This is a genomic window from Leucobacter muris, from assembly GCF_004028235.1.
GTDB lineage: Bacteria > Actinomycetota > Actinomycetes > Actinomycetales > Microbacteriaceae > Leucobacter > Leucobacter muris.
The window spans coordinates 1,162,871-1,184,013 of the sequence record NZ_CP035037.1; the positions used below are offsets into that span (position 1 = coordinate 1,162,871).

The following is a 21,143-nucleotide window of genomic DNA, read 5'->3' on the forward strand; positions in this document are numbered from 1 at the left end:
GTGAGGCCGCGCACGGCGGCGAGACCCGCGGGTGACCCGGGCGGACTGGTGTGAGTTATACGGAGAAAGAGACCGTGGGCGGTCCGCGGTGGCTGATCGCGGAGCGGGCTGCGGTGCGGGCGCGCAGCGGCGCGCGGAGCACGAGGGGCCGGAGCGCCGGGCGTCGCGACACGGCGACGAGCCGGGGCCGGCGCCAGGGCAGCGCGCGGCGGATGAGGCCGGCGAGGGCGAGGCAGGCGCGCTCGCCGCGGTGCAGCAGAGCGATCGTGAGCACCGCCGCGAGGGCGTGGCCGAGCCACATGGCGGCGTCGGCGGAGCCGGCGGTCGCGAGTTCGGGCGCGAAGCCCTGCAGCGTCGCCAGGTGGGCCGCGTGCGGCGGGGCGGGCGCCCCCGCGGGCGCCGATCCCACGACGTCGATGCCGGCGAAGATCCAGTGGTAGAGGAACTGCGCCGTGCCGACCGCCGCGGTGAGTCGCCACAGCGAGGCGACGCGTCCGGCGAGCGCGGTGCAGAGCGGGAGGGCGAGGATCGCGGTCACCGCGACCGCCGGCCAGGTGATGGCGCCGCCGGCGATCCCGTGCGAGGCTGCCGCGAGCAGCGTCGCGGCGAGCGCGCCCGCCGTTCCGCGGGCCGTGCGCGTGCCGCGGCTCATCGGGGTGCGGCTCATCGCGGCGCCCCGACGGGGGCGCTCGTGCGGCCGCATTCCCTGCATGTCCGTCAGTCTACCGCCGCGATGCCGGGGCCTCCTGCCCGCCCGCGAGCGCGGCGCGCGAAGGGCGGAGAGCGTCGGCCCGGGCGGGGCGGGCACATTCAGGGGCGGGATCGAGCGGGCTGCGGGAGAATGGGGGCGGAGGCGCGCCGCGCCGCCGGTTTCGTCGAGGAGGGTGCATGTCCAGCAGCGAGCAGGCCCGGGTTACGGCCGGCGGCATCGACCTGAACAGCGACCTCGGCGAGTCGGGCGGGGGTCGGGTGTTCGACGACGCCGGGGTGCTGCCCTCGATCTCGAGCGCCAACGTGGCCTGCGGCTTCCACGCCGGCGATCCCGGCGGCATCCGGTTGACCTGCCGTCGCGCGGCCGAGCTGGGCGTGACCGTCGGGGCGCACCCCGGCTACCGCGACTTCGAGGGCTTCGGCCGCCGCCTCATCGAGGTCGACCTCGGCGAGTTGACCGACGAGGTGATCTACCAGATCGGCGCGGTGCAGGCGGTGGCCCGCAGCGTCGGCACCGAGGTGCGCTACGTGAAGCCGCACGGCGGCCTCTACAACGCCATCGCGGTGCGCGAGGACCAGGCGCGGGCCGTCGCCCGAGCCGTCCTCGAACTCGACGACACCCTGCCGCTCATGGTGCTGCCCGGCTCGGTGATCGAGCGGGTGGCGCGGGACACGGGGCTGCGCACCGTCGCGGAAGCGTTCGCGGACCGCGGATACCTGCCCGACGGCACGCTCGTGAGGCGGGGGGCGCCCGGGGCGCTGCTCGCCCCGGAGGCGGCGGTCGCCCAGGCGGTGCGGATCGCGACGGAGGGGCGGATCGTCGCCGTGGACGGCACCGAGCTCGCCGTCGCGGCCGACAGCATCTGCCTGCACGGCGACGATCCGGCCGCGGTGCGCCTGGCGCGCGAGATCCGGGCGGGACTCGAGGGCGCGGGCGTGTCGATCCGGAGCTTCGCCTAGCATGCCCGGCGTCGGCGCGTTCCCGATGCGGCCGGTCGGCGACCGCGCGTGCATCATCGACCTGCCCGATCTCGACCGGGTGCTCGGGGTCGCCGCGCGGCTGCGCGAGCTCGGCCTGGCGGGGGTGGTCGACGTCGTGCCCGCGGCCCGCACCGTGCTCGTGGTGTGCGCCGACCGCGCGGCCGTGCGCGGCGTCGCCGAGGCGGTGGCCGGTCTCGACGAGCCGCTCGCGGCGCGGGCGGCGGCCGGCGCGGAGGTGACGATCGACGTGGTCTACGACGGCGACGACCTCGCCGCGGTGGGCGAGCTGACCGGCCTCGGGCGCGACGGTGTGATCGCCGCCCACACGGGCACGCCGTGGCGGGCGGCGTTCGGCGGCTTCGCGCCGGGCTTCGCCTACCTCGCCGGCGGCGACGCGCGCCTCGGGGTGCCCCGACTCGACTCGCCGCGGGCGGCTGTGCCCGCGGGAGCCGTCGCGCTCGCCGCGGGCTTCTCGGCGGTGTACCCGGGGGAGTCGCCCGGCGGCTGGCGGCTGATCGGGCGCACGGGGGAGCGCATGTGGGACGAAACCCGGGATCGCCCGGCCCGCGTCGCCCCGGGCGACACGGTCCGGTTCCGGGCGGTGCGGGAGGCCGTGGTGCTCGCGCCGGTCGTTCGGACGGGCGCGCCGCGGCGCGATCCGCGGCCGTCCGAACCCGCGCTCACGGTGCTCGACCCGGGCATGCTCACCCTCGTGCAGGACGCGGGGCGCCCCGGGCACGCCGCGCTCGGAGTCACCGAGTCGGGAGCGCTCGACCGCGACGCGCTGCGCCGGGCCAACCTGGCGGTCGGCAACCCGCCGCAGGCCCCGGGCCTCGAGAACCTGAACGGCGGCCTCGCACTGCGGGCCCGCAGTGCGCTGCGCGTCGCGGTGACGGGCGCCGACGCCGAGATCAGGGTCGAGCCGGCCGGAGCAGGCGCGGTGCGTTCCCCGCGAACCGGGAGCGCCATCGAACTGGCGGCGGGCGAGACGCTGCGCCTCGGCGCCCCCCGACGGGGGCTGCGCTGCTACGTCGCCGTGGGCGGCGGCATCGAGGATCGGCGCGGCGTGCTCGGCAGCGCCGCCCACGACAGCCTCTCCGGGCTCGGCGCACCGCCTCTCGCGGCCGGCGCGCACCTCGCCGTCGGGCCGCCACCGCAGCGGCCCGCGGACCCCGAGCACGCCGCCCCGGCGCAGCCGCCGGTCGCGCGCCGGGCGGTGCTGCGCTTCGTGCCCGGCCCGCGCGACGACTGGTTCACCCCCGAGGCCCGCACCGCCTTCGCCGAGCGGACCTGGCGGGTCACCCCGCGGTCCAACCGCATCGGTCTCAGGCTCGACGGCGATCCGCTCGCCCGCAGCCGCACCGGCGAGCTCGCCACCGAGGGGGTGATCCGCGGATCCGTGCAGGTGCCGCCGAACGGCCTGCCCGTGCTCTTCCTGGCCGACCACCCCGTCACCGGCGGCTACCCCGTCATCGGCACCGTCATCGACGCCGACCTCGACCGCGCAGCCCAGGTGCCGCCCGGCGCCGAGCTGCGCTTCGAACCGGTCGACCCCGACGACCCCGGCGAGCCCCTCGGCTTCGACGCCCCGGTGCCCGAGACCGTCGCCTTCACGATCGAGATCGACGGTCGCCGACACCGCATCACGGTGCCCGGAGACCTCGCGGCCGCGTTCGACCGGCTGACCGCGGCGGGCGACCGTGCGAAGCTCGCCGAGCTGCTGGTCGAGCTGGTGGGGAAGGCCGCCCGCCGAACCGGTAGAATGATGCCTCGTGTCAGCGAGTGAAACGAACCCCGCAGGGGCGGGCGAGGCCCAGCAGCCGCAGCCGTCCAACCCGATCACCCAGCAGGCGGCCGACGCCGCCGTCGAAGCGGCCCTCGCCGCCTTCGCCGCGGCCGGCTCCGTCGCCGAGCTGAAGGCCGCCCGCACCGAGCACTCCGGCGAGGCCTCGGCGATCGCGAAGCTCAACGCCCTCATGCGCCAGGTGCCGAAGGACGAGAAGGCGGCCACCGGCAAGCTCATGGGCCAGGCGCGAGGCCGCATCGAGGGCGCCTACCAGGGCCGCGAGGCCGAGCTCGCCGAGCAGGAGGCCGCCGCGCGCCTCGTCGCCGAGACCGTCGACGTGACCGCCGCGCCCGTGCGCCGCGCCGCGGGCACCCGCCACCCCCTCGCCCAGCTGCAGGACGAGGCCTCCGACATCTTCATCGGCATGGGCTGGGAGATCGCGGAGGGCCCCGAGATCGAGCACGAGTGGTTCAACTTCGACGCGCTCGGCTTCGATCCCGATCACCCCGCCCGGGCCATGCAGGACACCTTCTTCGTCGAGCCCGCCGACCGCCATCTGCTGCTGCGCACCCACACCTCACCGGTGCAGATCCGCGCACTGCTCGAGCGCGAGCTGCCCGTCTACGTGGTCGCCCCGGGGCGCGTCTACCGCACCGACGAGCTCGACGCCACGCACACCCCCGTGTTCCAGCAGATCGAGGGCCTCGCGATCGACCGGGGCCTCACCATGGCCCACCTGCGCGGCACGCTCGAGCACTTCGCCAGGCAGATGTTCGGCGACGAGGCGAAGATCCGCCTGCGACCCAACTTCTTCCCCTTCACGGAGCCCTCCGCCGAGATGGACGTGTGGCAGCCGAACGCCAAGGGCGGCGCCCGCTGGGTCGAGTGGGGCGGCTGCGGAATGGTCGACCCCAACGTGCTGCTCGCGGCAGGCATCGACCCCGACGAGTACCAGGGCTTCGCATTCGGCATGGGCATCGAGCGCACCCTGCAGTTCCGCAACGACCTCAACGACATGCGAGACATGGTCGAGGGCGACGTTCGCTTCAACCGTCAGTTCGGAGGACTGGTCTAATGCGCGTTCCACTCAGCTGGCTCGGCGAGTTCGTCTCGCTGCCCGACGACGTCACCCCCGAGCAGGTGCACGCCGACCTCGTGCGCGTGGGCTTCGAGGAGGAGTCGATCCGCCGCTTCGACGTCACCGGCCCCGTGGTCGTGGGCGAGGTGCTCTCGCGCGAGCCCGAGGAGCACTCCAACGGCAAGACCGTCAACTGGTGCCGGGTGCGCGTCGCTCCCGAGGGGCAGCGCGCGGCCGACGGCGGCGAAGACGTGCGCGGCATCGTCTGCGGCGCCCACAACTTCGAGGCCGGCGACAAGGTCGTGGTGACCCTGCCCGGCGCCGTGCTACCCGGCGGCTTCGAGATCGCCGCCCGCAAGACCTACGGCCACGTCTCCGACGGCATGATCGCGTCGGCGCGCGAGCTGTCGCTCGGCGACGACCACGACGGCATCATCGTGCTCTCCCGACTCGGCTTCGACCCCGCGACGCTCGTTCCCGGCGCCGACGCGAAGGCGCTGCTCGGCATCGATCAGACCGCGGTCGAGATCAACGTGACGCCGGATCGCGGCTACGCGTTCTCGATCCGCGGCGTCGCCCGCGAGTACGCGCACGCCACCGGCGCGGCCTTCTCGGATCCGGCGCTCGCGAGCGAGCCCGCCGCCGTCTCGGGCTTCCCCGTCACCCTCGCCGACGACGCGCCCATCCGCGGGCGCGCGGGAGCGACCGGCTTCGTGACCCGCGTCGTGCGCGGCATCGACCAGTCGCGGCCCACCCCGGCCTGGATGGTGGCGCGCCTGCAGCTCGCCGGCATCCGCTCGCTCTCGCTCGAGGTCGACATCTCGAACTACGTGATGCTCGAGCTCGGCAACCCCCTGCACGCCTACGACCTCGCCAAGCTGCAGGGCGGCATCACCGTGCGCCGCGCGCGGGCGGGGGAGACCCTCGTCACACTCGACGGCCAGCAGCGCTCGCTGCACCCCGAAGACCTGGTGATCGCCGACGAGTCCGGCGCGATCGGCCTCGCCGGCGTCATGGGCGGCGAGTCGACCAAGGCCGACGAGCGCACCACCGACGTGCTCGTCGAGGCCGCGACCTGCGACCCCGTCTCGATCGCGCGCTCCTCGCGCCGCCACAAGCTCCCGAGCGAGGCGTCCAGGCGCTTCGAGCGCGGCGTCGATCCGCTCGTGGCGCGGGCCGCGGCCCAGCGCATGGTCGACCTGCTCGTCGAGCTCGCCGGCGGCACCGCCGACGAGCTCGGCAGCGACGTCGTCGCCCCCTGGGAGGCGCCCGTCGTGCGCCTGCGGATGTCGAGCGTGAACGGCCTGCTCGGCACCGACTACACCGACGACGAGATCCGCGGCGCGATCGAGATGATCGGCTGCACGATCTCGCTCGGCACGGCGGGCGAGCCCGACCTGCTCTTCGTGACCCCGCCGAGCTGGCGCTCGGATCTCACCCGTCCAGCCGACCTGATCGAGGAGGTCGCGCGGATCGTCGGCTACGACCGCATCCCGTCGCAGCTGCCGGTCGCCCCGGCAGGCCGCGGCCTCACCCGCGAGCAGCGGCTGCGCCGCCGCGCCGCGAACGTCGTGACCGCCGCCGGCCTCGACGAGGTGCAGAGCTACCCGTTCGTCTCGCGGGCCCAGCTGCAGCGCTTCGGCGCCGGGAGCGAGCCCGGCGACGCCGATGCCGACGCGCCGGTCGACGCCGTGCGCCTCGCGAACCCGCTCGACGGCGAGGCGCCCTTCCTGCGCCGCTCGCTGCTGCCCGGCCTCGTGACCGCAGCGCAGCGCAACGTCTCGCGCGGCGTCACCGACCTCGCCCTCGTCGAGTTCGGGGCGGTGTTCGCCCCCTCCGCGGCAGCGACGGGCACCGAGGCGGTGCCGCCGCTCGCCGAGCGGCCCTCCGCCGAGATGCTGGCCGAGCTGAACGCCTCGATCCCGGACCAGCCGCGCCGCGCGGCCGGCCTGCTGCTCGGCGACGCCGTCGCGAAGCAGCCCGGCGAATCGGCGCGCGCCTACGACTGGGCCGACGCGCTCGACGCGGCCCGCACGGTCGCAGCCGCGGTCTCGGCCGAGCTCGTGGTCTCGCAGGGCTCCCACCGCGCCTTCCATCCGGGCCGCACCGCCGAGCTCGCGATCCGCGTGGCCGACGACACCGATGGCGACGAGGGCGGCCTCGAGGTGGTGGGCGTCGCCGGCGAACTGCTGCCCGAGCTCGTCGCCGAACACCATCTGCCGGGCCGTGCCGCGGCGTTCGAGCTCGACCTCGAGCGCATCATCGAGCTCGCTCCTCGTGCGCCCGACCCCGCGCCCCTCTCGACCTACCCCGCCGCCACGCAGGATCTCACGCTGGTCGTCGCCGACGACGTGCCCGCGGGCGACGTGCTCGCCGTGGTCGTGGCGGGCGCCGGCGGGCTGCTCGAGCAGGCGCGGGTGGTCGACGACTACCGGGGCACCGGTATCGAGCCGGGGCAGAAGGCCATCACGTTCGCGCTGCGCTTCCGCGCCGCCGACCGCACGCTCAAGGCCGAGGAGGCCAGCGAGGCGAAGCTCGCGGGCGTGGCCGCCGCCGAGCTGGCCTTCGGCGCCAAGCTGCGCGAGTAGGACTCCGGGCTCTCGCGTCGCACGAACGGCTCCGAACCCCGGCGGTTCGGAGCCGTTCGCGTTCTCAGGGGACCGGCGGGGCTGCGGGCGGGACCGCGATGCGCAGGCGCGCGCTCGGCTCTTGACCGTCGACGCACGTCTCGAGCGCCGCGCTTGCGGTTCGTCGCGATGGCCGGATACGACTGGGATGCGGACGCGGCGAGGGGCCGGGTGCGCGACCTGGAGATCCGAGTCGGAGGGAATGAGAGCGTGAGCGTTGAACTGTTCAGCCCGGAGGGGCTGGCGCAGGAGGTGCCGTTCAGGCACGTGGCGGTCGGCACGGGCAGCCGCACGGTGTGCGTGGCCGGGCAGGTCTCGGCGACCTCGAGCGGTGGACCCGTGGCGCCGGGTGATCTGCCCGGTCAGGTGGCGCAGGCGCTGCGCAACGTCGCGGCGGGCCTCGCCGGCGCCGGCGCGCGCTTCACCGACGTGGTGCGGCTGCGGTTCTACCTCACCGACTGGCGCACCGAGAAGCACGACGACTTCCTCGCCGGAATCGCCGAGGTGGCCGACGAGCTCGGGATCCCGCAGCCCATGCCTCCGTCGACGCTGATCGGCGTGGCCGCGCTCTTCGAGCCGCACGTGCTCGTCGAGATCGAGGCGACCGCCGTGCTCGACTGACCGCGGGGCGGGGCACCGCGCGCCGGGTCTGGGTCGTCGAGTCCGGCCGACGAGCCCCGGCCGAGGCAGGGGCGCCGGTCGCGATCCCGCTCGCGACCCGTTGTCAGCGTCGGTGGTTGCGGGGATACTGAGAGCAACACCCCGAGGAGGCGGTCATGTCAGCTCAGAAGATCATCCCCAACATCTGGTGCGATCGCAACGCCGAGCAGGCGGGCGCCTTCTACGCCGAGGCGTTCCCCGGCGCGCGCTCCACGGTCGAAGCGCGCTATCCCGACACCGGTCTGCTCGACTTCCAGCAGCAGTTCGCGGGCGAGCCGCTCACGGTGGCGGTCGAGATTCCCGAGCCTCGGGGCACCGATTCGACCCGGCTCACGCTCATCAACGCCGGCGACGAGTTCGCACCGAACCCGTCGATCTCGTTCATGGTGAACTTCGACCCGCTCATGTTCGACGGCGACGAGGCGGCGGCCCGGACCCGGCTCGACCGGCTGTGGGGCGCGTTGTCCGAGGGCGGGCGCGAGCTCATGCCCCTGGGCGAGTACCCGTTCAGCGCGCACTACGGCTGGGTGCAGGATCGGTTCGGAGTGAGCTGGCAGCTCATGCTCACCGACCCGTCCGGCGAGCCGAGGCCGTTCATCGTGCCCTCGCTCATGTTCAGCGGTGCGGCGCAGAACCGGGCCTCCGAGGCCATCGACTTCTACACCTCGGTGTTCGACGACGCGGCCGCGGGCGGGCGGTTCCCCTACGGTGCACCGACCGGCCCGGCCACGGCCGATGCGCTCATGTACGGCGAGTTCCGCGTGGGCGGGCAGTGGTTCGCGGTGATGGACTCGGGAGTGGAACAGCAGTTCGAATTCGGCTGCGGGGTGTCGCTCGAAGTGCAGTGCACCGACCAGGCCGAGATCGACCGGCTCTGGGAAGCGCTCTCGGCGGTGCCCGAGGCCGAGCAGTGCGGTTGGCTCGCCGACCGCTTCGGGGTGAGCTGGCAGATCGTGCCCGCCGACATGGCCGAGCTGATGCAGCGCCCCGACGCCTACGAGCACATGATGGGCATGAAGAAGCTGGTCATCGCCGATTTCTGAATCGGGCGCGCTCGACCCGAACGTATACGCAACTCGGGCGTATTCCTCTCGTTCTTGCCATGGAAGCCAGTTATGTATACGCTCGGGGTGAACGGGGAGGTCGAGTGCGAGCGAGCGACCGGGCATACGCCGCGCTGCTGGAAGACATCCAGAGCGGGGAGCTGCCGCCGGGAACGGTGATCGGCGAGGTCGAGCAGGCCGAGCGGCTCGGTGTGAGCCGCACCCCCATGCGCGAGGCGATCGGCCGCCTCTCCGCCGACGGGCTCGTGCGGCAGCAGTCGCCGCGTGTGCTGGTGGTCGCGGGATTCGACGCCGCCGACATCCGCGAGCTCTTCGAGGCGCGGCGCGCGCTCGAGGAGACCGCGGCGAGGCTCGCCGCCCAGCGCGGCGAACCCGGCACGTTCGCGCAGCTCGCCGACGACTTCGAGCGCGCGCACCCCGAGTCGGGCGAGGTCGCCGCTGACGACTACTACGCGCTCATCGCGCGCTTCGACGCCGAAATCGACGCGGCGGTGGCCAACACCCACCTCGTGAGCGCGCTGCGCACCGTGCGCACCCACCTCGCCCGAGCCCGCCGACTGGCGCGCGACAACCGGCGCCGGCTCGCCGTATCCGTCTCCGAGCACGCGCTCATCGCCCGGGCCATCTCCGCGGGCGACGCCGAGCTCGCCGCGCACTCCACTCACGTGCACCTCCACAACGCCCTCAGCTCGATCCTGAACTCGATCGACGCGCCCTCTCCGGAAGGACCGCAATGACCGTCACCCACCACGTCCGCGTCCACACGAGCGAAGAGCAGCTGCCCCGCGAGCAGCAGCTCGCCTGGAAGATCGCGCAGGTCTCGACCGATCCGGTCGAGGTCGAACCCCGGGTGGTCGACATGATCATCAACCGCATCATCGACAACGCCGCCGTCGCGGCGGCGTCGCTGAACCGCGCGCCCATCGTCGCGGCGCGAGCCCAGGCCCTGTCGCACCCCGTCTCGACCGGGGGATCCGGAGCCGCGATCTTCGGTCTGGCCGCGACCGGCGGGGGCGCCGCGAAGACGAGCCCCGAGTGGGCCGCCTGGGCGAACGGCGTCGCCGTGCGCGAGCTCGACTACCACGACACCTTCCTCGCGGCCGAGTACTCGCATCCGGGCGACAACATCCCGCCGATCCTCGCGGTCGCGCAGCACACCGGCGCCGATGGCCGAGCGCTCGTGCGCGGCATCGCCACCGGCTACGAGATCCAGATGGATCTCGTGCGGGCCATCTGCCTGCACCGGCACAAGATCGACCACGTCGCCCACCTCGGGCCCTCGGCGGCGGCCGGCATCGGCGCGCTGCTCGGCCTCGACGCCGAGACCATCTCCCAGGCCGTCGCCCAGGGCCTGCACACCACCACCGCCACGCGCCAGAGCCGCAAAGGCGAGATCTCCACCTGGAAGGCGCACGCCCCCGCCTTCGCGGGCAAGATGGCCGTCGAGGCCGTCGACCGCGCCATGCGCGGCCAGACCTCCCCGAGCCCGATCTACGAGGGCGAGGACGGTGTGATCGCGTGGATGCTCGACGGCCCGGACGCCGCGTACGACGTGCCGCTGCCCGCGCCGGGCGAGCCCAAGCGGGCGATCCTCGACAGCTACACCAAGGAGCACTCGGCCGAGTACCAGGCGCAGGCCTGGATCGACCTGGCCCGCAAGCTGCGACGCGAGCGCCCCGAACTCGCCGACCCCGCGGGCATCGCGTCCATCGTGCTGCACACGAGCCACCACACCCACTACGTGATCGGCTCGGGCGCGAACGACCCGCAGAAGTACGACCCCGCCGCGAGCCGCGAGACGCTCGACCATTCCATCCCGTACATCTTCGCCGTCGCGCTGCAGGACGGGGGCTGGCACCACGTCGACTCCTACGCTCCCGGGCGGGCGAGCCGCCCCGACACCGTCGAGCTGTGGCACAAGATCACCACGGCCGAAGACCCCGAGTGGACCCGGCGCTACCACTCCGAGGACCCCCATGAGAAGGCGTTCGGCGGCCGTGTCGAGATCGAGTTCGCAGACGGCACCTCGCTGATCGACGAGATCGCCGTGGCCGACGCGCACCCGCTCGGCGCGCGCCCCTTCGAGCGCGGGAACTACATCGCCAAGTTCCGCACCCTCGCCGGGCCGGTGCTCGACGAGACCGAGATCGAGCGCTTCCTCGAGCTCGTGCAGCGCCTGCCCGAGCTCACCGCCGACGAGGTGCGCGAGCTGGGCATCGTCGCGAGGGCCGGCGTGATCGACCTCGCCGCGGCGCCGAAGGGACTGTTCTGATGCTGTACGCGAACACCACCCCGGCCGAGAAGCGCCGCCTGTTCCGCGAGCGGCTCGCGAGCGGCGAGCTGTTGCGCTTCCCGGGGGCCTTCAACCCGCTGTCGGCCCGCCTCATCGAGCGCAAGGGCTTCGACGGCGTCTACATCTCGGGAGCCGTGCTCTCGGCCGACCTCGGGCTGCCCGACATCGGCCTCACCACCCTCACCGAGGTCGCGGGGCGCGCCCAGCAGATCGCCCGCATGACCGAGCTGCCTGCGATCGTCGACGCCGACACCGGATTCGGCGAGCCGATGAACGTGGCGCGCACCGTCCAGACGCTCGAAGACTCAGGTCTCGCCGGCATGCACATCGAAGACCAGGTCAACCCGAAGCGGTGCGGGCACCTCGACAACAAGTCGGTGGTCGACGAGGCCACGGCGGCGAAGCGCATCCGGGCCGCCGTCGACGCCCGTCGCGACCCCGGCTTCCTCATCATGGCCCGCACCGACATCCGCGCCACCGCCGACGGGCGGGCCGGTCTCGACGCCGCGATCGACCGGGCGAAGGCCCTCGTCGACGCCGGCGCCGACGCGATCTTCCCCGAGGCGATGCGCACCCTCGAGGAGTTCGAGGCGGTGCGCCGCGCGATCGACGTGCCGATCCTCGCCAACATGACGGAGTTCGGCAAGAGCGACCTCTTCTCGGCGCAGCAGCTCGCCGACATCGGCGTCAACATCGTGATCTGGCCCGTGTCGATGCTGCGGATCGCAATGGGGGCGACCGCGCGGGCGCTCGACACGCTGAACGAGCACGGGCATCTCACCTCGAAGCTCGACGAGATGCAGCACCGCGCCGACCTCTACGAGCTCGTCGACTACGCGGGGTACGACCGCTTCGACACGAGCGTCTTCAACTTCAGCGTGGAGCGCTGACGGGCCACCGCGGGGCGCACCCGCTGGATCGATCGATCAAGACGTGAGATCCTGCGACTGCGCGCAGCACGACGAGGGAAGGGGCCGAAGATGGCCGAAACGGACGCCGAGATCAAGAAGGGCCTCGCGGGAGTGGTGGCCGACGTCACCGCCGTCTCGAAGGTCAACCCCGAGACGAACAGCCTGCTCTACCGCGGCTACCCGGTGCAGGAGCTCGCCGCGACGCAGCCGTTCGAAGCCGTCGCGTACCTGCTCTGGAACGGCGAACTGCCCGACGAGCGGCAGCTGGCCGAGCTGCGGGCCCGCGAACGCCGCCACCGCGCCCTGCCGCGCGAGGTGCGGGCGGCGATCGACCTGCTGCCGCTCGAGGCCCACCCGATGGACGAGGTGCGCACGGCGGTGAGCGTGATCGGCGCATCCGACACGGCGGGCTCCGCGTCGGTGCTCGACGCCTCGGGCACGCCCGAGCAGAACCTGGAGCGCTCGATCCGGCTCTACGCGGCGCTGCCCGCCATCGTCGCGTACGGGCAGCGCCGCCGCCGCGGCGAGGAGATCGTGGAGCCCCGCGACGCCCTCGACTACGCCGCCAACTTCCTGTGGATGACCTTCGGAGCCGAGCCGCACGACACGGTGGTCGACGCGTTCAACCGCTCGATGACGCTGTACGCCGAGCACTCGTTCAACGCGTCGACGTTCACGGCGCGCGTCGTCACGTCGACGCTCTCCGACCTCTACTCGGCGGTGGTCGCTGCGATCGGTGCGCTCAAGGGCCCGCTGCACGGCGGGGCGAACGAGGCGGTGCTGCACATCATGGACGAGATCGGCGACGCCTCGAACGTCGTGCCGTGGCTCGATCGGGCGCTCGCCGAGAAGCGCAAGATCATGGGCTTCGGGCACCGCGTCTACAAGAAGGGCGACTCGCGCGTGCCCACCATGAAAGCGGCGCTCGACGCACTCATCGATCACTACGGCCGACCCGAGGTGGGCGAACTCTACGAGGCGCTCGAGCGCGAGTTCGTGTCGCGCAAGGGCATCTACCCGAACCTCGACTACCCGTCGGGCCCCGCGTACGACCTCATGGGCTTCGACACGCTCACCTTCACGCCCCTGTTCATCGCCTCGCGCGTCACCGGCTGGACGGCGCACATCATGGAGCAGGCGGCCTCGAACGCGCTGATCCGCCCCCTGTCGGCCTACAACGGTCCGGCCGAGCGCCACGTCGAGGGGTACGAGCCCACCGATGAGCAGCTCGCCGCCGCGGAGCGCGAGACGGAGGCGGAGTAGCGGATCGCTGCGCGCCCGGTCCCTCCGGCGAGGCGGGCCGAGCGCGGAGGAGCGCCCGCGCGGTAGCGTGGGGTGTGCGCCCGGATCGGGATCCGCTCCGGGCCGCGCATCCCACCCGCAGAACGAGGAGCGACGATGACCGAGTACAGCTGCATCAGAACCGAGACGCAGGGGCGCGTCGCGACGATCACCCTGCACCGACCCGAGGCCCTCAACGCGCTGAACTCGACGCTGGTGCGCGAGCTCATCGGGGCGGCGCTCGCCTTCGACGCCGACTCCGGGATCGGCGCGATCGTGATCACGGGCTCTGAGAAGGCCTTCGCCGCGGGCGCAGACATCAAGGAGATGGCCGAGCTGGGGTACTCCGACATGTACCTCGGCGGGCCGTTCCCGGGGTGGGGCGGCTTCGAACGCATGCGCACGCCGCTGATCGCCGCGGTGTCGGGCTTCGCGCTGGGCGGCGGCTGCGAACTCGCGATGATGTGCGACATCATCATCGCGGCAGACACCGCGAAGTTCGGCCAGCCCGAGATCAACCTCGGGATCCTGCCCGGCTTCGGCGGTTCGCAGCGCCTGCCGCGAGCGATCGGCAAGTACAAGGCCGCCGAGATGGTGCTCACGGGCCGCATGATGGATGCCGAGGAGGCGGAGCGGTCGGGGCTCGTCTCGCGGGTGGTGCCGGCGGCCGAGCTGCTCGCCGAGGCCGCGCAGACCGCCGAGACGATCGCGTCGAAGTCGCTGCCCGCGGTGTACGCCGCGAAGGAGGCGCTGCAGGTGGCGCAGGAGACCCCGCTGTCGGAGGGGCTGCGCTTCGAACGGCAGGCGTTCGCCGCGGCCTTCGCGACCGAGGATCAGGCGGAGGGCATGCGGGCCTTCGCCGAGAAGCGCCCGCCCGAGTTCACCCACCGCTGAGGCCCGGTGCCGCGGGGGTCGGCGCCCGCGACCGGCCCGCGAGGTGCCAGAATAGACGGGTGACGATGGAGGGCGCGAGATGACCTATTCAGTGGCGGTGGCCGGAGCGAGCGGGTAGGCCGGGGGAGAGCTGCTGCGCCTGCTCGCGGGGCACCCGGAGTTCGAGATCCGCACCGTCACGGGGCACTCGAGCGCCGGCCGGCCCCTCAGCGAGTCGCAGCCGCACCTGCGCTCGCTCGCGCACCTGGTGCTGCAGCCCACGTTGCCCGAGGTGCTCGACGGCCACGACGTCGTGTTCTTCGCGCTGCCGCACGGTGCCTCGGGCGAGCTCACGGCTCGGCTCGGGAACGTGCGCCTCGCGATCGACTGCGGCGCAGACCACCGCCTCACCGACGCCGCCGACTGGGCGGCCTTCTACGGGGGCGAGCACCACGGAGCGTGGGCGTACGGGGTGCCCGAGCTCATCGTGGCCGAGCGCGCCGCCGACGGCGCACCCGTCTGGACCCGGCAGCGGGAGTGCCTGGCCGGGGCGACGCGGATCGCGGCGCCGGGCTGCAACGCGTCGACCGTGGCGCTGTCGCTCGCCCCCGGTATCGCGGCGGGGGTGATCGAGCCGCGCGACATCGTGAGCGTGCTCGCCGTGGGGCCGAGCGGTGCAGGCAAGGCCGCGAAGACCCACCTGCTCGGCGCCGAGCTCATGGGCAGCGCGAACCCCTACGCGGTGGGGGGCACGCACCGGCACATCCCCGAGATCCGGCAGGCGCTGCGCGGGGCGGGCGCCGTCACCGAGCCCAGCATCAGCTTCACGCCCGTGCTCGTGCCGATGAGCCGGGGCATCCTCGCGACCTCCACGGCGCGGCTCGCGCCCGGCGTCACCGCGCAGCAGGTGCGCAGCGCCTGGGAGGACGCCTACACCGCGGAACCCTTCGTGCAGCTGCTGCCCGAGGGGGTCTTCCCGCGCACCGCCGACACGCTCGGCGCCAACACGTGTCTGATGGGGGTCGCGATCGACGAGGCGGCGGGCCGCGTCGTGGTGGCGGCGGCCCTCGACAACCTCGCCAAGGGCACCGCGGGCGCCGCGATCCAGTCGGCCAACATCGCCCTCGGCATCCCCGAGACCACGGGTCTGTCGGTGAACGGCGTGGCCCCGTGACGGGCCCGGCCCTCGAATGGCGGATTTCGCGTGCTCCGCGTGCGGAGCACGTGCGAAATCCGCCTTTCGGCGAGATCGAGATCGCGACCCGGATCGAGACCGCGGCCGCCAGCCGCGCCACGGCAGCGCAGAAGAAGGAGCAGGCATGAGCGTCACCGCACCCCAGGGATTCAGGTCGGCCGGCATCGCCGTCGGCCTCAAGAGCACGGGCAAACCCGACCTCGCCCTCGTCGTGAATGACGGCCCCGAGCGTGCCTCGGCCGTCGTGTTCACGAGCAACCGGGCGCAGGCCAACCCGATCCTGTGGAGCCGCAAGGTCGCGCAGAACGGCCAGGCGCGCGCGGTGATCCTCAACTCGGGCGGCGCCAACTGCTTCACGGGCGACTTCGGCTACGAGACGACCCGGCTCACGGCCGAGGCGGTCGCCGCCGCCATCGGCGAGCCCGACGCCGAGCGGATACTCGTCTGCTCGACCGGGCTCATCGGCACAGGAGACCAGGCCTTCCGCGACAAGATCGTGCACAACGTGCCGACGCTCGCGGCCGCGCTCGCCGCAGACGACACGACCGCCCCCGCGGCGATCCTCACCACCGACTCCGTCGAGAAGACCGTGGTGCACACGGGCGACGGCTGGACCATCGGGGCGATGGCGAAGGGGGCGGGCATGCTCGCGCCGGGCCTCGCGACCATGCTCGTGGTGATCACCACCGATGCGCTGCTCGACGGGGAGGCGCTGGACCGCGCGCTGCGCCGCGCGACCGCGACGAGCTTCGACCGGCTCGACAGCGACGGCTGCATGTCGACGAACGACCAGGTGACGCTGCTCGCGAGCGGAGCGTCGGGCGTCTCGCCCGACGAGGAGGCGTTCTCCGACGCGCTCGCCGCCGTCTGCGACAGCCTCGCAGCGCAGCTGCAGGCCGACGCGGAGGGCGCGAGCCACGACATCGACATCGAGGTGCGCGGGGCCGCAAGCCCAGCCGATGCCGTCGAGGTGGGCCGCTCAGTCGCGCGCAACAACCTCTTCAAGGCCGCCATCTTCGGCAACGACCCGAACTGGGGCCGCGTGCTCGCCGCGATCGGCACCACCGACGCGGCCTTCGACCCCTACCAGGTCGACGTCAGCTTCAACGGCGTGCGCCTCTGCCATGCGGGCGGCCCCGATCGCCCCGTCGAGGAGTGCGACCTCGCACCGCGCCGCACCCGCGTCGAGATCGAACTCTTCGCGGGCGACCACACCGCCACCATCCGCACCAACGACCTGACGCACGACTACGTGCACGAGAACTCGGCGTACTCCTCGTGATCGCGGCCTCCGCACCCTCGGCGGCGTCGGGGCGCGGGGGCGCCGTCCGGCTCCGGCCCGCGCGCCGCGAGTCGCTCCGCCGCCTCAGGATGACGAAAGAACGGAACCCATGACCACCACCACGAAGACCCTCGACCACGAGCAGGCGGCCGCCAAGGCGCAGGTGCTCATCGAGTCGCTGCCGTGGCTCAAGAAGTTCCGCGGCAGGATCATGGTGATCAAGTTCGGCGGCAACGCGATGATCGACGACTCGCTGCTCGCGGCGTTCGCCGAAGACGTGGTGTACCTGCGGCACACCGGCATCCTGCCGGTGGTCGTGCACGGCGGCGGGCCGCAGATCAACGCGATGCTCGCGCGGCTCGGCATCGAGAGCGAGTTCAAAGGCGGGTACCGCGTCACGACGCCCGAGGCGATGGATGTCGTGCGCATGGTGCTCACCGGCAAGGTGAACCCCGAGCTGGTCGACGAGATCAACGCGCACGGACCGCTCGCGGCCGGCACGACGGGCGAGGACGCGGGCCTGTTCATCGGCCGCCGCCGCCCGCCGGTCGAGGTCGATGGCGAGCTCATGGATCTGGGGCTCGTGGGCGATGTGATCGACGTGCGCCCCGAGCCGGTGCTGGCGCTGCTCGAGGCGGGCCTGATCCCGGTGGTCTCGTCGATCGCGCCCGACGCCGACCGTCCGGGCGATTCCCTGAACATCAACGCCGACGCGGCGGCGGCGCTCGCGGCGGCGCTCGCGGCGGCGCTCGGCGCCGAGAAGCTCGTGATCCTCACCGACGTGGCCGGCCTGTACTCGAACTGGCCCGACCTCGACTCGCTCGTGTCGAGCATCTCGGCGACCGATCTCGAACGGCTGCTGCCGAGCCTCGAGTCCGGCATGATCCCGAAGATGCGCGCCTGCCTCGACGCCGTGCGCGGCGGGGCGCCGAAGGCCGCGATCATCGATGGTCGGGAGCCGCACTCGGTGCTGCTCGAGATCTTCACCGAGCGCGGCATCGGCACCGAGGTCACGCCGTAGCCGCGGCGGGCGGCTGACCCCGCGTGGCGCCCGGCTCCCAGGCGGCCGTGCTGCTCACGGCCTGGCTCATCGTCGGCTCGGCGGTGCTCGGGCTGTTCGTCGGCTCACCGCTCGCCGCGATCGTGCGGCGGGTGCCGCGGGGCGAGCCGCTGAGGCTCGGCCGCCGCGGGTCGATCGGAGCGAGCGCCCCGCTGATGGGGGTGACGGCGGTCGTCTTCGCGCTCGTCGCGGCGTGGTACGCCTCGGCCGATGCGGTCGGGCCGGGCTCCGGGTCGGCCGGCGGGCCGGCGGCCGAGTCGGGCGTCGTCGCGGGTGCTTGGCGGGCGACCGCGATGCTCGGCCCGCCGGCGCACGCGGTCGCATGGTGGCTGGGGCTCGCGGCGTACCTCTGGTTCGCGGGGGCGGGGATCGCGCTCGTGCTCATCGACCTCGAGCATCGCCGGCTGCCCGACCGGATCGTGCTGCCGAGCCTCGTCGCGGTCGTCGCGTTGCTGACCGTCTCGAGCGTGCTCGGCGGCGACTGGGGGCGCCTGGCGGCGACGCTCGGGGGCTCCGCGGTCGTCTTCGCCGTCTATCTGTGGCTCGCCCTCGCGGCGCGCGGCGGCCTGGGCGGCGGCGATCTCAAGCTGGCGCCGCTGATCGGCGCCGCGCTGGGGTTTGCGGGGGCGGGCGCGCTGCTGGTGGGGGTGCTCAGCGGCTTCGCGCTGGGCGCCGCGGCGGGGCTGGTGCTCGTCGCGCTGCGTCGTGCCTCGCGCACGCGCGCCTTCCCGTTCGGCCCGTGCATGCTGCTCGGCGCCTGGGCCGGCCTGGTGTGGGGAGCGCGGATCTCGGAGGCGTGCCTCGGCCTGACGTACGGAGCGTGAGGGCGGCGTCCGGCAAGCCGAATCGGATCGGGCGCGTGCCCGGTCCCAGCTGTTCGAGGGAAACGACCGAGCGATCTGCTGCGCGGCTCCGAGAAACCCCTTATAACGATCCAGCGGCCGTTCGCAAGGGGGTCCCCGCGGGAGCGCGGGGGAGATTAGCCTGGCAGCGGAGCAGTGCTGCTTCGCAAACCCGAAGCAGACGGGCTCGACCTCGCCGGGATCCGTTCCGGATCCCGGCGAACAACCCTGCTGGACGGAGTGCTTCATGTATACGATGCGTTTCTCAACGAGTGGTGGACGGCGTTCTCGGCGGCGCCTCCTCGCAGTGGCGGCGGGCCTGTCGGCCGCGGCGCTCGCGCTGACGGGCTGCGGATCGGGCGGGGGCGGCGCCGGGGGCGGAGGCGGCGAGTTCTCGGGTGAGACTCTCAACGTCGTGGCGGCCTGGTCGGGCGCCGAGCAGGAGAACTTCGAGGCCGTGCTCGCCGAGTTCAGCTCGCGCACGGGCGCGAAGGTGAACTACACGAGCTTCGGCGACAACGGCCCCACGTACATCCAGGGGCAGCTCGAGGGCGGCACCCCGCCGAACGTCGCCGTGCTGGGCCAGCCTGCCCTCATGCAGTCGCTCGCGCAGAACGGCGACATCGTGCCCGTCGGCGACGGCGTGCGCTCGGCGGTCGAAGAGCACTACGCGCAGGACTGGATCGACCTCGGCAGCGTCGACGGCGAGCTCTACGGCGTGTGGTTCAAGGGCGCGAACAAGTCGACCGTCTGGTACAACGCCGACATCTACGACGAGGCGGGCGCCGCCGAGCCCGAGGACTGGGACGACTTCATGACCCAGCTCGGCCTTGTGAGCGACGCCGGGTACGCGGGGATCTCGATCGGGGCCGACGTCGGCTGGCCGCTGACCGACTGGTTCGAGAACGTGTACCTGCGCACCGCTGGGGCCGAGAAGTACGACCAGCTCACCGACCACGAGATCCCGTGGACCGACGAATCCGTGAAGGAGGCGCTCGGGGTGCTGGCCGAGCTGTGGGGCAGCGATCTCGTGCAGCCGGGCGGCGACCAGCGCGACTTCCCGACGAGCGTGACCGAGGTCTTCGGTTCGGACCCGCAGGCGGGCACCGTGTTCGAGGGCGACTTCGTGGCCGGCAACATCGCTGCCGACGGCAACTCGACGGTGGGTGAGAACGCGCTGTTCTACGACTTCCCGTCGGTGAACGGCTCGGCGTCCTCGGTGGTGGGCGGCGGCGACGTCGCGGTGCAGTTCGACGACGACGAGGCCACGACGGCGCTCATGGAGTTCCTCGCGTCGCCCGAGGCGGCCGAGATCTGGGTGCCGAACGGTGGCCTGACGTCACCCAACGGCTCGGTCGACACCTCGCTCTACCCCGACGACGTCTCGCGGCAGATCGCCGAGGCCCTGACGGGGGCCGAGGAGCTGCGCTTCGACATGTCGGACCTCACCCCGAGCGCCTTCGGGGGCACGCCGGGTCAGGGCTTCTGGCAGGAGATGATCTCCTTCTACCAGGATCCGAGCGACATCGACGGCACGGCGCAGCGTCTCGAGGACGCGGCCGTCAAGGCCTACCAGTAGGCGACGGCAGCCATGAGCCGCACGCTCACGGTGCCGGTGCAGATCCGCGACCGCGGACGGAGCGTCCGCGGTCGCGGCCGAGCACGGCGCTGGCTGGTCGTGGCCTCGTTCCTCGGCCCCGGCCTGCTCGTGCTCGGGGCGCTCGTCGTGTACCCGATCGTGTACACGGTGGTGCGCTCCTTCTTCGACAAGAGCGGCGCCTCGTTCGTGGGGTGGCAGAACTACGTCACCATGTTCACGAACGACACCACCTTCACGGCGATCCGCAACAACCTCATGTGGGTGATCGTCGCCCCGGTGACGGTCACGGTCATCGGACTCATCTTCGCGGTGCTCGTCGACAAGCTGGGCTGGAAGACGGCGTTCCGGCTCATCGTGTTCATGCCGATGGCGATCTCGATGCTCGCCGCCGGCGTCATCTTCCGGGGCATGTTCCAGGAGAGCCCCCAGCTCGGCGTGGTGAACGCCGCGATCGTGAGCGTGCAGAGCATCTTCGGCGAGCAGTCGAGCTATCCGGGGGCGAAACCGCGCGAGGGGCTCGGGATCGAGGCCGAGGGCGGGATCATCGCGACGAGCGAGGCGGTCGCCGCGGGATCGGTGCAGGACTTCCCGCTCACCGGGATCCGGCAGAGCTCGCTGCCCGAGGACGCCGCCGACGCCCGCGAGGCGCCCGCGCCGGGCGGCACCGAGATATCGGGCACCGTGTTCCTCGACGTGATCCGGGGCGGAGGCGGCTCCGAGGGGGCGATCGAGGATGGGCAAGAAGGGCCTCGAGGGGGTGCGGGTCGACGCCGTGGCGGAGGACGGCTCGATCCGCGGCTACGCGACGACGGGGGCCGGCGGCGTCTACACGATCGAGGGCCTCGCCGCGGGTGAGAGCTACCGCGTGGCCCTGCCCGCGGCGAACTTCGACGAGGGGG

18 protein-coding genes are annotated in these 21,143 nt (G+C 73.0%); 17 read left to right on the plus strand and 1 reads right to left on the minus strand.

The features are described 5' to 3' along the window. Window positions 1-55: 55 nt before the first annotated feature. Complete coding sequence (locus Leucomu_RS05455; protein WP_128386574.1) at window positions 56-712, minus strand: hypothetical protein; 657 nt, start codon at window positions 710-712, stop codon at window positions 56-58. A gap of 176 nt (window positions 713-888) precedes the next feature. Between Leucomu_RS05455 and Leucomu_RS05460 the strand changes: the two genes are divergently transcribed. From Leucomu_RS05460 to Leucomu_RS15460, 17 genes are all read left to right on the plus strand, one after another. Then, the gene (locus Leucomu_RS05460) at window positions 889-1,671 is read left to right on the plus strand and encodes a LamB/YcsF family protein (RefSeq protein ID WP_128386575.1); all 783 of its coding nucleotides are present in this window, start codon (window positions 889-891) and stop codon (window positions 1,669-1,671) included. A 1-nt stretch (window position 1,672) separates the two neighbouring features. Next, window positions 1,673-3,478 carry a 5-oxoprolinase subunit B/C family protein gene (locus tag Leucomu_RS05465; RefSeq protein WP_128386576.1) on the plus strand — a complete coding sequence of 602 codons (1,806 nt, stop codon included), beginning with the start codon at window positions 1,673-1,675 and terminating at the stop codon, window positions 3,476-3,478. After that, window positions 3,465-4,553: a phenylalanine--tRNA ligase subunit alpha gene (gene pheS / locus Leucomu_RS05470; RefSeq protein ID WP_128386577.1), complete on the plus strand. Its 1,089-nt coding sequence runs from the start codon at window positions 3,465-3,467 to the stop codon at window positions 4,551-4,553. Before Leucomu_RS05465 ends, pheS begins: the two co-directional genes overlap by 14 nt. Then, on the plus strand, window positions 4,553-7,144 hold the full coding sequence (pheT, locus tag Leucomu_RS05475) for a phenylalanine--tRNA ligase subunit beta (RefSeq protein WP_128386578.1): 2,592 nt from the start codon (window positions 4,553-4,555) through the stop codon (window positions 7,142-7,144). Before pheS ends, pheT begins: the two co-directional genes overlap by 1 nt. 249 nt (window positions 7,145-7,393) lie before the next feature. Beyond that, on the plus strand, window positions 7,394-7,804 hold the full coding sequence (locus Leucomu_RS05480; protein ID WP_128386579.1) for a RidA family protein: 411 nt from the start codon (window positions 7,394-7,396) through the stop codon (window positions 7,802-7,804). A gap of 155 nt (window positions 7,805-7,959) precedes the next feature. Beyond that, complete coding sequence (locus Leucomu_RS05485; protein WP_128386580.1) at window positions 7,960-8,886, plus strand: VOC family protein; 927 nt, start codon at window positions 7,960-7,962, stop codon at window positions 8,884-8,886. Window positions 8,887-8,990: 104 nt separating this feature from the next. Next, the gene (locus tag Leucomu_RS05490; protein ID WP_017884774.1) at window positions 8,991-9,644 is read left to right on the plus strand and encodes a GntR family transcriptional regulator; all 654 of its coding nucleotides are present in this window, start codon (window positions 8,991-8,993) and stop codon (window positions 9,642-9,644) included. Then, window positions 9,641-11,179 (plus strand): MmgE/PrpD family protein, encoded by a 1,539-nt coding sequence (locus Leucomu_RS05495; protein WP_128386582.1) that lies wholly within the window; start codon window positions 9,641-9,643, stop codon window positions 11,177-11,179. The genes Leucomu_RS05490 and Leucomu_RS05495 overlap by 4 nt, the downstream gene beginning before the upstream one ends. Then, window positions 11,179-12,090 carry a methylisocitrate lyase gene (gene prpB, locus Leucomu_RS05500; protein WP_128386583.1) on the plus strand — a complete coding sequence of 304 codons (912 nt, stop codon included), beginning with the start codon at window positions 11,179-11,181 and terminating at the stop codon, window positions 12,088-12,090. Before Leucomu_RS05495 ends, prpB begins: the two co-directional genes overlap by 1 nt. A gap of 90 nt (window positions 12,091-12,180) precedes the next feature. Then, a complete protein-coding gene (locus Leucomu_RS05505) occupies window positions 12,181-13,374 on the plus strand; it encodes a bifunctional 2-methylcitrate synthase/citrate synthase (RefSeq protein ID WP_128386584.1) in 1,194 nt (397 codons plus the stop codon). Window positions 13,375-13,509: 135 nt separating this feature from the next. Further along, window positions 13,510-14,286: an enoyl-CoA hydratase gene (locus tag Leucomu_RS05510; protein ID WP_128386585.1), complete on the plus strand. Its 777-nt coding sequence runs from the start codon at window positions 13,510-13,512 to the stop codon at window positions 14,284-14,286. A 130-nt stretch (window positions 14,287-14,416) separates the two neighbouring features. Continuing rightward, window positions 14,417-15,439, plus strand: coding sequence for an N-acetyl-gamma-glutamyl-phosphate reductase (gene argC, locus Leucomu_RS05515; RefSeq protein WP_267128468.1), 1,023 nt, complete (start codon window positions 14,417-14,419; stop codon window positions 15,437-15,439). Between the two features lie 145 nt (window positions 15,440-15,584). Then, entirely contained in the window at window positions 15,585-16,742 is a 1,158-nt protein-coding gene (gene argJ, locus Leucomu_RS05520; protein ID WP_128386586.1) for a bifunctional glutamate N-acetyltransferase/amino-acid acetyltransferase ArgJ, read from the plus strand. 109 nt (window positions 16,743-16,851) lie between these two features. Next, the gene (gene argB, locus Leucomu_RS05525; protein ID WP_128386587.1) at window positions 16,852-17,763 is read left to right on the plus strand and encodes an acetylglutamate kinase; all 912 of its coding nucleotides are present in this window, start codon (window positions 16,852-16,854) and stop codon (window positions 17,761-17,763) included. 23 nt (window positions 17,764-17,786) lie between these two features. Then, window positions 17,787-18,626 carry a prepilin peptidase gene (locus tag Leucomu_RS05530; RefSeq protein WP_128386588.1) on the plus strand — a complete coding sequence of 280 codons (840 nt, stop codon included), beginning with the start codon at window positions 17,787-17,789 and terminating at the stop codon, window positions 18,624-18,626. A gap of 325 nt (window positions 18,627-18,951) precedes the next feature. After that, window positions 18,952-20,223, plus strand: a complete 1,272-nt coding sequence (locus Leucomu_RS05535) for an ABC transporter substrate-binding protein (protein WP_128386589.1) — start codon at window positions 18,952-18,954, stop codon at window positions 20,221-20,223. Window positions 20,224-20,235: 12 nt separating this feature from the next. Next, window positions 20,236-21,099: a carbohydrate ABC transporter permease gene (locus Leucomu_RS15460; RefSeq protein WP_228407296.1), complete on the plus strand. Its 864-nt coding sequence runs from the start codon at window positions 20,236-20,238 to the stop codon at window positions 21,097-21,099. Window positions 21,100-21,143: the final 44 nt, after the last annotated feature.